Here is a 12526-nt window from a genome sequence, read left to right as displayed (position 1 = left end):
AATCAATCGAGTCGGAAAGCGATGCGGAACGCAGCCCCGCCCAACGGCGAATCGCCCAGGCTCAGCTCGGCGTCATAGCTGTCGATGATGTCCTTGACCACCGCCAGCCCGATCCCCTGCCCCGGGTGCTGGCGGTCAAGCCGCTCGCCGCGCTCGAGAATCCGTTCGCGTTGATCCGCCGGCACGCCCGGCCCGTCGTCCTCGACGCACAGCTGCAGCAGCCCCGGCGACTGCTGCAGGCTGACCCGCACCTGCCCCAGGCATAACCGGTAGGCGTTTTCCAGCAGGTTGCCCAGCAACTCCAGCAAGGCGCCCTGCTCCATCGGCACCCGTGCCAGGGCCGGAATATCGAGGCTGACCTCGACGCGCTTGTCGCGATAGACCTTGGCCAGGGTGCTGCACAGGCTGTCGAGCAACGGCTTGAGCTCGACCTGGTGCTTCACCAGGCCGCTCTTGCGCAGGCTGGCGCGCTGCAGCTGGTAGTCGATCTGCTGGCTCATGCGCTCGATCTGGCTCTGCAGCACCCGCGCCTGTTCGCGGTCGCCCTGCTCCATGCTCTCGCCAACGCCCTGCAGCACCGCCAGCGGGGTCTTGAGGCTGTGGGCCAGGTCGTCGAGCGAGTCGCGGTAGCGCTGACGCTGCTCGCGCTCGCTGCGCAGCAGGCGGTTGAGCGAGCCGGTCAGGCGCAGCAGCTCGCGTGGATGCTCGCGACTCAGCCCATCTCTGGCTCCGCTCTCCACATCGTCGAGCTCGGAGCTGAGCCGGCGCAATGAACGCAGGCCCCAGGTCAGGCCGGCCCAGAGCAGCACCATCAACGCCAGCAGCGCCGCGCCGAAGCCCAGGTAGAGTTTCTCGCGCAGGCCGTTGAGGGTGTCCTGGTATTCACGCACCGGCTGCAGGGCGACGATGCTGAACGCCGCGCTCTTGCCGCCGAGCAGCTTGACCTCGACGTCGTAGACGAAGAATTCGTCGCCGTCGTCCTGGTGAATGCGGGCGAACTCGTTGCCGCGTCCGTCATAGCGGGGGTGATAGTTGATATTGCGGTTACGGGTGGCCCGCGACTGCCACACCAACGTGCCCTGGCGGTCGAAGATGTAGCCAAGCAGACCGGTGTAAGGCAGGTTGTAGCGTTCGTCCGGCAGCAGCGCCGGCATCTGCAGCTGGCCGCGCTCGATGCGCGCGGCCGAAATCAGGGTGGTCACGTCCGAGGCCAGGCGCTGCTCGATCGACTCCTGCAACGCCAGGCTGAAGGCCTTCTGCAAGGCCGGCAGCAGCGCCAGCATGAACAGCAGCGCCAGCAACGCCGCCGCCAGCATCAGGCGCACCCGCAGCGAACGGATCATCGGCAGCGCTCGGTGAACAGGTAGCCCAGGCCGCGCACGGTGTCGATCGGCTTGAAGCCGTTGTCGCCCTCGAGCTTGCGGCGCAGGCGGCCGACCAGCACCTCGATGACGTTCGGGTCGCGCTCCTCGTCGTCCGGGTACAGTTGCTCCATCAGGCGGTCCTTGGCCACCACTTGCTGGTGATGACGCATGAGGTACTCGAGGATGCGGTATTCGTAGGCGGTCAGCGCCAGCGGTTGCTCGTCCAGGGTCGCCTGCTTGCGGTTGAGGTCAAGCACCAGGGGCCCGGCAGCGATGGTCGACTGGGTGAAGCCGCTGGAGCGGCGCAGCAAGGCGTTCAGGCGGGCCTCCAGCTCCTCGAACTGGAACGGCTTGACCACGTAGTCGTCGGCGCCGGCAGCCAGGCCCTCGACCTTGTCCTGCCAGTTGCCGCGGGCGGTCAGGATGAGGATCGGGAACGTCTGGCCGAGGCTGCGCAGCTGGCGGATCAGATCCAGCCCGCTCATGCCCGGCAGGCCCAGGTCGATCACCGCCAGGTCGTGGTTGTACTGCTCGGCCTGGTACAAGGCCTCTTCCGCGTTGGCCACCGCCTGCACCACATGGCCGCCCTCGCCGAGGCGGGTGAACAGGTGATGACGCAGCAGCGCCTCGTCCTCGACCACCAGCAATTTCATGTGGATCTCCTTTCAATGGGAATGCCCTGTGCCGGCCTCTTCGCGGGTAAACCCGCTCCCACAGGGTTGTGCACCACCTGTGGGAGCAGGTTTACCCGCGAAGAGGCCGGCACAGGATAACAGCGACCTCAGAACTTGTAGGTAGCCGCCAGGTAGGTCTGCGCGCTGCTGGTCAGGCGCAGGGTACCGTCCTTCGGCCCGCCGTGGGCGCCGATCTCGGTGGCGGCGTTGCTGCGCAGGTAACGGTAGCCCAGCTCCACCGAGGTGTTGTCGGTCACTTCCTGGATCACACCGGCCTGCAGGCCGACGGCGTAACCGTAGTCGGTATCGCGGCGGGCGCCCGGCGAATCCTGGGTCAGCTTGGTCATGCCCAGGCTGCCGCCGCCGAACAGTTTGGTGGTATCGCCCACCGGCAGGAACAGGTCGTAGCTGCCCAGCAGGTTCTCCTGGCGCAGCTTGACGCCGCTGTGATCGCCCGAGACGTTGTCGTAGGTCAGGTAGTAGCGGCCCTGGTCGTTGATCTTGCCCAGGCGCGCGCCCCAGGTGCTGTCCTTGCCGATGATGCCGTCGGCGTTCAGGCCGTCGGTGTTGCGCTGCAGCAGGCCGGACTTGCGGACTTTGTCGCTGGTCTGGCCGTAGGTCAGGCTGGCGAAGTTGTCATCGGCCTGGGCAACGCTGGTGAGGCCGGCGGCGCAAACCGCCATGGCGGCGATCAGGGTGTTGAGGGTTTTCATGGTTCAGGTACTCCGGGTTGGATGCGTTGTTGCTGTCTGGGGGCTAGAGTAGGGAGGGCGCCCTGAACCCCTGCTGAACCCGGCCTGAACCTTGGCTGAACGAACCGAAGAAGGAGCTCGACCATGCGTACCCTGCTTGCCCTGGCCTTGTTGTGCAGCGCCAGCCTTGCCCAGGCGGCGGTGCAGACCCGCGAGATTCCCTACCAGGATGCCGACGGCAAGCGCCTGGTCGGCTACTACGCCTATGACGACGCTATCGAGGGCAAGCGCCCGGGCGTGGTGGTGGTGCATGAGTGGTGGGGGCTGAACGACTACGCCAAGCGCCGCGCCCGCGACCTCGCGGCGCTGGGCTACAACGCCCTGGCCATCGACATGTACGGCGACGGCAAGAACACCGAGCACCCCGCCGACGCCCAGGCGTTCATGGCGGCGGCGATGAAGGATCCGAAAGCCGCTGCCCGGCGCTTCGACGCCGGGCTTGAGCTGTTGAAGATCCAGCCCAACACCAACAAGCACCAATTGGCGGCCATCGGCTACTGCTTTGGCGGCAAGGTGGTGCTGGATGCGGCGCGCCGGGGCGAGAAGCTCGATGGCGTGGTGAGCTTCCATGGTGCGCTGGTGACCCAGACGCCGGCCAAGCCCGGGGTGATCCGGGCGAAGATCCTGGTGGAGCACGGCGAGGCCGACAGCATGGTCACCCCGGAGCAGGTGGCGGCGTTCAAGGCGGAGATGGATGCGGCCAAGGCCGACTACAAGTTTGTCGGGATTCCGGGTGCCAAGCATGGGTTCACCAACCCGGATGCGGATCGGTTGGGGCATGGGGGGCATGGCGGGCCGGATATCGGGTATGACAAGGCGGCTGACGAGAGCTCCTGGAAGGATATGCAGGCGTTCTTGAAAGACGCGTTCGACTGATGATCGCCGGGGCCGCTTTGCGGCCCTTTCGCGGCACAAGGCCGCTCCTACAGGAGACCGCATGCCCTTGTAGGAGCGGCCTTGTGCCGCGAAAGGGCTGCAAAGCAGCCCCAAATATCTGCTCCACCACCAGTCACCAGGCTGGCACAATACCCGCCATGAACAGACTCCCCACCTGCTGCGCCCCGCTCCAGCACCACTGGCCCCTGCCCCGCCCGGTCCCCGGCGCGGTGCTGGTCAGCTGCGCCTTCGACCCGGCCCGCCTGGCCGCCGACGACTTCCAGCGCGCCGGCATCGAGCAGACCGCCAGCCTGCAACGCTCGGTGGCCAAGCGCCAGGCCGAGTACCTGGCCGGTCGGATCTGCGCCCGCGAGGCACTGCGGATTCTCGATGGTCGAAGCTACGTTCCCACCCCTCATGAAGACCGCTCGCCAATCTGGCCCGCCGGCATCCACGGCTCGATCACCCACGGCCAAGGCTGGGCCGCCGCGGTTGTCGCAGCCGACGGCCAATGCCGTGGCCTGGGCCTGGACCAGGAAACCCTGCTCAGCGAAGAGCGCGCCGAACGCCTGACCGGGGAGATCCTAACGCCCGCCGAGCTGGAGCGCCTGGACCACAGCCAGCAGGCCCTGGCCGTGACCTTGACCTTCTCGCTCAAGGAAAGCCTGTTCAAGACCCTCTACCCGCTCACCCGGCAGCGCTTCTATTTCGAGCACGCCGAGCTGCTGACATGGTCCGCCGACGGCCATGCCCGCCTGCGCCTGCTCACCGACCTGTCGGCCGAGTGGCGCCATGGTGTCGAACTCGATGGCCAGTTCTGCCTGCAGGACGGCCATCTGCTCAGCTTGATCAGCGTCTAGTCGCGCGGCTGCTCGCGCGGCCAGCTCAGGCTGAAACACGCCCCGCCCAGCTGCTCGCTGTGCCCGACCAGGGCGCGGCCGCCGTGCCAGTAGATGATCCGCCGCACGATCGACAGCCCCAGCCCATGACCGCCCGAGGCCCGGGTGCGGCTGTCGTCGAGACGGGTGAACGGGGTGAAGATGCGGTGCCACACGCCTTCGGGAATTCCGGGGCCGTCATCCTCCACATCGATGCGGCAACGCTGCTGGCCGATCTGGTAGCTCAGCCGCACTTGCGATTCGGCATGGCGCATGGCATTGCGCACCAGGTTCTGCAGGGCCCGGTGCAGGTAGCGCGGCTCGGCCTCGACCCGGGCGTCACCGCCATCGAGCCCGTGGCACACCCCGCGTACCACCCGCACCTCGGCCCGCAGCGGCGCCAGTTCCTCGATCACCCGCGCCAGCAGCTCGTCCAGGTCCACCACCTGGAAATGCAGGGCCGGCGCGCCCTGCTCCAGGCGGGCGTAGGTCAGCATCTCGTCGACCAGCTTGTCCAGGTCCTGGATATCGCCGTCCATGCCGGCCAGGTGCTTGGCCCGGGCCTCGTCAGTGCTGGCGCTCTCGATCATCTCCAGGCCGAAGCGCAGGCGCGCCACCGGCGTGCGCAACTCGTGGGACACCGCCCGCACCAGCTCGCGCTGCATGGTCAATGAGCGCTGCAGGTGCTCGGCCATGCCGTTGAAGGCCTCGGCCAGGCGCCCAACCGAGTCGGCGTCGCCGGCCGGCACGCGGGTGTCGAGGCTGCCCTGGGCGATACGCGTGGCCGCCACCTCCAGGCCCGACACCCGTCTTTCCAACTGGCGCACCAGCAGGTAGACCACCAGCCCGATCAGGCACAGGCCGAGGAAGGCGATCAGGACCAGCAACTGCGGCGGATACGGGTTGAGCTGGTACAGCGGGCCAATCTCCAGCACCCAGGGCGAACCGGACAGCCCCGCGAACACGCGGATCGAATCGCCGTCCCGGCCCAGGGCCATCACCGTGTCGCCCTCCTCCACCCGGCGGCGCTGGTCGTCGTCCAAAGCGGCGCGCTCGATGCGCTGCAGGGCGATGTCGAAGCCGAAGCCCTTGCTCTGGCGCAGCTGCGCCAGACGCGCCTGCTGCTCGGTCACCGGGTAGCGCACCAGTTCGTCGGCCAATAGGTAAAGCGTGGCGCGGGCCAGCTGTTCGCTGATCTGCTTGACCTCGGCCACCAGCAACAGATCCTCGTGACCAACCCGGCGCAACACCCGGGCGGCATGCGGGCCGGTCTTCTCCACCACCACCAGGTCGCGGTACAGCCGCGCCCGCTGCCCGCCGTCGAGGGTGAACGCCGACAGCGGCTGCAGGTCCAGCGGCACGCCGAGCAGGCGCTCCCAGATCACCAGCGAACGGGTGCGTTCCACCGCGTTCTGTTGCGCCAGGTTGTCGGCCATCAGGCTGAAGGTGCCCTGGGCCAGGCGCTCGCGGTGCTGGCCGGCGCGGATCTCGTTGAGCAGGTGCAGGCTGAGCACGCCGAGCACGGCCACCAGCACCAGCACCGCGAGCATGCCGCCATAGATGCGCAGGAAGATCGAATTCATGGCGCCTCGCCGACGAACAGGTAGCCCTTGCTGCGCAGGGTCTTGATCAGCCGCGGGGTGATCGGGTCGTCGCCGATCTTGGGGCGGATCTTGGAAATGCGCACATCGATTGAGCGGTCCTGGCCGTCGTAGGCGACGCCGCGCAGCGAGGTGAAGATCTCCTCGCGGGACAGCACCCGCCCGGCGTTGCTGGCCAGCAGCCAGAGCAGGTCGAACTCGGCGCCGGTCAGCTCGATCAACTGGCCGCTCAGGCGCGCCTCGCGCTGGCGGCTGTCTATATGCAGCGGGCCGAAGCTCAGTTCCTGGCGCCGCTCCGGAGCCTCGCTGCGGCGCAGCAGGGCATTGATGCGCGCCAGCAGCACGCGGGGGCGCACCGGTTTGCAGACATAGTCGTCAGCGCCCAGGTCCAGGCCCTGGATCTGGTCCAGTTCGTCGCTGCGGGCGGTGAGCATGAGGATCGGGCCGGCGTACTGGCCGCGCACCCGGCGGCAGATGCTCAGGCCGTCCTCGCCGGGCAGCATCAGGTCGAGGATCACCAGGTCCGGCTGGCTGTCGATGATACGCCGGGCGGCACGGCCGCCGTCGCCCTCCACCGCCACCTCGAAGCCGTTGGCCTGGAGGTACTCGGCGGTGAGCTCGGCGAGGCGCTGGTCGTCCTCGACGATCAGGATGCGGTTGATTGGCTGGTCCATGGCCTTACCCTTCTTCTGGTTTTTTTGGGCCTTGCTGTTGTCTGTACCGGCCTCATCGCGGGGCAAGCCCGCTCCCACGCATGACTCTGTACTCCACGCATGGCTCTGTACTCCACGCATGGCTCTGTATTCAGCGTGGGAGCGGGCTTGCCCCGCGATGAGGCCAGTACAACCCTTTGATTCCAACGAAAAACCGCCTTCACCAAAGCGCAACATCAGCCCCGGATACTACGTCCCGCCCTCCCCCCTGCCAACCACGCAAAACACCCCTCGACTGAACCGTTTTTTGTGATAGGGTGCGCGCCCGAAAAAAACTGCGCGACGGCGTAGCACAGACAAAAAATAGTGCAAACCTCTTGGGACAAGGGCTACAGCGAATACCCACGGATCACTCACAAAGTACCCACAAGTTATCCACAGGCGCTCACCTTGCAAAGCCCCCGAGACCGCATTATCTTGTATCCCTATCGCAGCGAACCACTAGATGTTGGGTTTCGCGCAAAATCACAAACACAAGTCGCCAGGCAAATTCAAGCGAATTTACCGACTGAACTTAACGTGATTTCAACAGCCAAACCGCTCCTGCGGAGGGCGACCGAGGCAAGCCGCAAACGGCCTTGTTCGGGTATGAGTGTTGCAGGCGGTGCCTTGCCACTCATCAGCAACAGATTTTGGGTACGCCCAGAACCTTTGACTTCGGCCAGGGAGCGGCAGGTTATTGCCCCTTATTCCTGAGTCTGTCCCGAAGTCGGTAAGCCCGAGCGGGCGTGTGCGCGTGCATGACGCCTCCCCGCCCGGGCCATCGAGCAAGTGGACGGAACGGTGGGCGCCCCAACAAGGCGCCTGAACAAACTAGAAACTGTGGAGACACCCACCCATGCAAACCGACACAACTCGCGAGAACCCGCAGGCCAAGGCGCCGCAGGCCGAATCCAACCAGGATCTGGCTGCCACCGCCCCCGGCCAACTGCGCGTGATCAAGCGCAACGGCACTGTCGTCCCCTACACCGACGACAAGATCACCGTGGCCATCACCAAGGCGTTCCTCGCAGTTGAAGGCGGCACCGCCGCCGCCTCGTCGCGCATCCACGACACCGTCGCGCGCCTGACCGAGCAGGTCACCGCCACGTTCAAGCGTCGCATGCCATCGGGTGGCACCATCCACATCGAAGAAATCCAGGACCAGGTCGAACTGGCCCTGATGCGCGCCGGCGAGCAGAAAGTCGCCCGCGACTACGTGATCTACCGCGACCAGCGTGCAAAAGAGCGCGCCACCCGCTCCAACGCCGACAGCGTGGTCGAGCCGCACCCAAGCATCCGCATCACCCTGGCCGACGGCAGCCTGGCCCCCCTGGACATGGCCCGCCTGAACACCATCATCAGCGAAGCCTGCGAAGGCCTGGCCGAAGTCGATGGCGAGCTGATCCAGCGCGAAACCCTGAAGAACCTGTACGACGGCGTGGCCCTGAAGGACGTCAACACCGCCCTGGTGATGACCGCCCGTACCCTGGTCGAGCGCGAGCCGAACTACTCGTTCGTCACCGCCCGCCTGCTGATGGACACCCTGCGCGCCGAAGGCCTGGGCTTCCTGAATGTCGCCGACAGCGCCACCCACCACGAGATGGCCGACCTGTACGCCAAGGCCCTGCCGGCCTACGTCGAGAAAGGCGTCGAGTTCGAGCTGCTCGACCCTGCACTGAAAGGCTACGACCTGGAGCGCATGGGCAAGGCGATCAACCACGAGCGTGACCAGCAGTTCACCTACCTGGGCCTGCAGACCCTGTACGACCGCTACTTCATCCACAAGGATGGCGTGCGCTTCGAGCTGCCGCAGGTGTTCTTCATGCGTGTGGCCATGGGCCTGGCGCTGGAAGAGAAAGATAAAGAAGCCCGTGCGATCGAGTTCTACAACCTGTTGTCGTCCTTCGACTACATGGCTTCGACCCCGACCCTGTTCAACGCCGGTACCCTGCGTCCGCAGCTGTCCAGCTGCTACCTGACCACCGTCCCGGACGACCTGTCGGGCATCTACCACGCGATCCACGACAACGCCATGCTGTCGAAATTCGCCGGTGGCCTGGGCAACGACTGGACCCCGGTACGTGCACTGGGCTCGTACATCAAGGGCACCAACGGCAAGTCGCAAGGCGTCGTGCCGTTCCTGAAAGTGGTCAACGACACCGCCGTTGCCGTGAACCAGGGTGGCAAGCGCAAGGGCGCCGTGTGTGCCTACTTGGAAACCTGGCACCTCGACATCGAAGAATTCATCGAGCTGCGCAAGAACACCGGTGATGACCGTCGTCGTACCCACGACATGAACACCGCCAACTGGATCCCTGACCTGTTCATGAAGCGCGTCTTCGATGACGGCAAGTGGACCCTGTTCTCGCCATCGGAAGTGCCTGATCTGCACGACCTGACCGGCAAGGCCTTCGAAGAGCGCTACGAGTACTACGAAGCCCTGACCGAGTACAACAAGATCAAGGTGTTCAAGACCATCCAGGCCAAAGACCTGTGGCGCAAGATGCTGTCGATGCTGTTCGAGACCGGCCACCCATGGCTGACCTTCAAGGACCCGTGCAACCTGCGCAGCCCGCAGCAGCACGTGGGCGTGGTCCACAGCTCGAACCTGTGCACCGAGATCACCCTGAACACCAACAAGGACGAGATCGCGGTCTGCAACCTGGGCTCGATCAACCTGCCGAACCACATTGTCGACGGCAAGCTGGACACCGCCAAGCTGCAACGCACCGTGAACACCGCCGTGCGCATGCTCGACAACGTGATCGACATCAACTACTACTCGGTGCCGCAAGCGCGTAACTCGAACTTCAAGCACCGCCCGGTCGGCCTGGGCATCATGGGCTTCCAGGACGCGCTGTACCTGCAGCACATCCCGTACGGCTCGGACGCTGCCGTCGAGTTCGCCGACAAGTCGATGGAAGCGGTCAGCTACTACGCGATCCAGGCTTCCTGCGACCTGGCCGACGAGCGCGGCGCTTACGAGACCTTCCAGGGTTCGCTGTGGTCCAAGGGCATCCTGCCACTGGACAGCCAGCAGATCCTGATCGAGGCCCGTGGCCAGAAGTACATCGACGTCGACCTGACCGAGAGCCTGGACTGGGCCCCGGTGCGCGAGCGCGTACAAAAAGGTATTCGTAACTCGAACATCATGGCCATCGCGCCGACCGCGACCATCGCCAACATCACCGGCGTGTCGCAGTCCATCGAGCCGACTTACCAGAACCTGTACGTGAAATCGAACCTGTCGGGCGAGTTCACCGTGATCAACCCGTACCTGGTCCGCGACCTGAAAGCCCGCGGCCTGTGGGACTCGGTGATGATCAACGACCTGAAGTACTACGATGGTTCGGTGCAGCAGATCGAGCGTATCCCGCAAGAGCTGAAGGACCTGTACGCCACCGCGTTCGAAGTCGAGACCAAGTGGATCGTCGATGCCGCCTCCCGTCGCCAGAAGTGGATCGACCAGGCCCAGTCGCTGAACCTGTACATCGCCGGCGCTTCGGGCAAGAAGCTGGACGTGACCTACCGCATGGCCTGGTACCGTGGTCTGAAGACCACCTACTACCTCCGTGCCCTGGCCGCGACCAGCACCGAGAAGTCGACCATCAACACCGGCAAGCTCAACGCCGTGTCGAGCGGCGGCGACAGCGCCCCGGTCCAGGCCGCGGGCCCTGCCCCGGTACCGAAGGCTTGCGCCATCGACGAGCCGGATTGCGAAGCCTGCCAATAAGGCCTTCGCAGCGCTGAGCTGAAGATGCCGCCTCAACCGCCCTCACGGGTGGCTGAGGCGGCATTTTTTTGCGCCCCGACATTCCCTGCGGGAGCGGTGCGTGGGAACGGCACGTGGGAGCGGGCTTGCCCCGCGATAGGGCCCCTACAGGCAATACACCCCCTAGGCCCTGACCAAGATCAAAACACCATATGTAGCGCCAAACAAAAAAAATCACACCACATATAGGATCTAATCCCATTTAGGGCTAGACTCTTACCCCGTGACGAACCACCGGTATCCAGTGAACGGAAGCACGTAATGCAGGTCGAAAATTTACCGCCCTGCGCCCCCTGCGCCGCCCCGATCCAAAGTGATTTCCGGTATACTTCGCGGCCCCAAAAAGGGATGAGCCAATGATCGACTGCGTGAAGCAAGCCCCCGGGGCCACACCGCAGGTTTTATCGTTGCCGTACAGCTTCCAGGTGCCCTGCCCCCTCGCCCGAGTGCAGGCCAGGCGCCGACCCGAACACCTTCAAACGTGACGAGAGCCCGCTCTCACTGCCTGCCGTAACGCCCATTGGCGTCGCGCCGTACAGGCATCACTTCAAAATCCAACCGGTTGCCCCGCGCAACCCTCTAGCAGGAGCCAGGACCATGCTGAGCTGGGACGAATTCGACAAAGAAGACGGTGAAGTCGCCGCCAAAGGCAACACCCCCGCGCAGGCCGCAGCCGCCACCACCCTCGACAAGCTCGACAGCGCCGGCGGTGCCGCCGCCCTGGAAGCCCGTGCCGCCACCGCCGCCGACTCCGACGCCGTCAAGCGCGCCAAGGCTGCGCTGGACGCCCTGGATATCGCTGAAGGCCTGGCCGAGCTGGAAGGCTCCTCGGCCCGTGTCGCCGTTGACGAAAAGCGCATGATCAACTGCCGCGCCGACCTCAACCAGCTGGTACCGTTCAAGTACGACTGGGCCTGGCAGAAGTACCTCGACGGCTGCGCCAACCACTGGATGCCGCAAGAGGTCAACATGACCGCCGACATCGCCCTGTGGAAGAGCATGGACGGCCTGACCGAAGACGAGCGCCGCATCGTCATGCGCAACCTCGGCTTCTTCTCCACCGCCGACTCCCTGGTGGCCAACAACCTGGCCCTGGCCGTGTACCGTCTGATCACCAACCCCGAGTGCCGCCAGTACATCCTGCGCCAGGCCTTCGAAGAGGCGATCCACACCCACGCCTACCAGTACTGCATCGAGTCGCTGGGCATGGATGAAGGCGAGATCTTCAACATGTACCACGAGATCCCATCGGTCGCGAAAAAAGCCGCCTGGGGCCTGAAGTACACCCGCGCCATCTCGGACCCGGAGTTCAACACCGGCACCGTCGAAACCGACAAAGAGCTGCTGCGCAACCTGATCGCCTACTACTGCGTCCTGGAAGGCATCTTCTTCTACTGCGGCTTCACCCAGATCCTGTCCATGGGCCGCCGCAACAAGATGACCGGCGTCGCCGAGCAGTTCCAGTACATCCTGCGCGACGAATCCATGCACCTGAACTTCGGCATCGACGTGATCAACCAGATCAAGATCGAGAACCCGCACCTGTGGGATGCCGCGATGAAGGAAGAGGCTACCCAGATGATTCTGCAGGGTACCCAGCTGGAGATCGAATACGCCCGTGACACCATGCCACGCGGCGTGCTGGGCATGAACGCGGCGATGATGGAGGACTACCTCAAGTTCATTGCCAACCGTCGACTGACCCAGATTGGTCTGAAGGAAGAGTATCCGGGGACTACCAACCCGTTCCCATGGATGAGCGAGATCATGGACTTGAAGAAGGAGAAGAACTTCTTTGAGACTCGGGTTATTGAGTATCAGACTGGTGGGGCGCTGAGCTGGGACTGATTTGTCCGGCTACTCCAGAAGGCTGCCTTAGGGCAGCCTTTTTTATTGCATTGATTCAACGCTTTG

9 protein-coding genes are annotated in these 12526 nt (G+C 64.8%); 4 read left to right on the top strand and 5 right to left on the bottom strand.

Annotated features, from left to right (window positions below):
* Positions 1-2: 2 nt before the first annotated feature.
* The 3 genes from AC0MAZ_RS10165 to AC0MAZ_RS10155 form a co-directional block, all read right to left on the bottom strand.
* Entirely contained in the window at positions 3-1343 is a 1341-nt protein-coding gene (locus AC0MAZ_RS10165) for an ATP-binding protein (protein ID WP_475860992.1), read from the bottom strand.
* On the bottom strand, positions 1340-2017 hold the full coding sequence (locus tag AC0MAZ_RS10160; RefSeq protein WP_028690933.1) for a response regulator: 678 nt from the start codon (positions 2015-2017) through the stop codon (positions 1340-1342). The genes AC0MAZ_RS10165 and AC0MAZ_RS10160 overlap by 4 nt, the downstream gene beginning before the upstream one ends.
* Before the next feature lie 128 nt (positions 2018-2145).
* The gene (locus tag AC0MAZ_RS10155; protein ID WP_475860990.1) at positions 2146-2751 is read right to left on the bottom strand and encodes an outer membrane protein; all 606 of its coding nucleotides are present in this window, start codon (positions 2749-2751) and stop codon (positions 2146-2148) included.
* 123 nt (positions 2752-2874) lie between these two features.
* Between AC0MAZ_RS10155 and AC0MAZ_RS10150 the strand changes: the two genes are divergently transcribed.
* Positions 2875-3666 carry a dienelactone hydrolase family protein gene (locus AC0MAZ_RS10150; RefSeq protein WP_475860988.1) on the top strand — a complete coding sequence of 264 codons (792 nt, stop codon included), beginning with the start codon at positions 2875-2877 and terminating at the stop codon, positions 3664-3666.
* Positions 3667-3824: 158 nt separating this feature from the next.
* A complete protein-coding gene (locus AC0MAZ_RS10145) occupies positions 3825-4526 on the top strand; it encodes a 4'-phosphopantetheinyl transferase family protein (protein ID WP_475860987.1) in 702 nt (233 codons plus the stop codon).
* Here AC0MAZ_RS10145 and AC0MAZ_RS10140 read toward each other — a convergent pair.
* Together AC0MAZ_RS10140 and AC0MAZ_RS10135 are read right to left on the bottom strand one after the other, a co-directional pair.
* Positions 4523-6127: an ATP-binding protein gene (locus AC0MAZ_RS10140; RefSeq protein ID WP_475860985.1), complete on the bottom strand. Its 1605-nt coding sequence runs from the start codon at positions 6125-6127 to the stop codon at positions 4523-4525. The genes AC0MAZ_RS10145 and AC0MAZ_RS10140 overlap by 4 nt on opposite strands.
* A complete protein-coding gene (locus AC0MAZ_RS10135) occupies positions 6124-6819 on the bottom strand; it encodes a response regulator (RefSeq protein ID WP_475860983.1) in 696 nt (231 codons plus the stop codon). Before AC0MAZ_RS10135 ends, AC0MAZ_RS10140 begins: the two co-directional genes overlap by 4 nt.
* An 877-nt stretch (positions 6820-7696) precedes the next feature.
* On the opposite strand from AC0MAZ_RS10135, the gene AC0MAZ_RS10130 reads away from it, so the two are divergent.
* Positions 7697-10573 (top strand): ribonucleoside-diphosphate reductase subunit alpha, encoded by a 2877-nt coding sequence (locus tag AC0MAZ_RS10130; protein WP_203647706.1) that lies wholly within the window; start codon positions 7697-7699, stop codon positions 10571-10573.
* A 636-nt stretch (positions 10574-11209) separates the two neighbouring features.
* Positions 11210-12460 (top strand): ribonucleotide-diphosphate reductase subunit beta, encoded by a 1251-nt coding sequence (locus AC0MAZ_RS10125; protein WP_050704266.1) that lies wholly within the window; start codon positions 11210-11212, stop codon positions 12458-12460.
* Positions 12461-12526: the final 66 nt, after the last annotated feature.

This window comes from Pseudomonas sp. A (genome assembly GCF_056270345.1).
The sequence above is the reverse complement of the archived record's forward strand: the minus strand, read 5'-3'. Positions and strand labels throughout refer to the sequence as shown.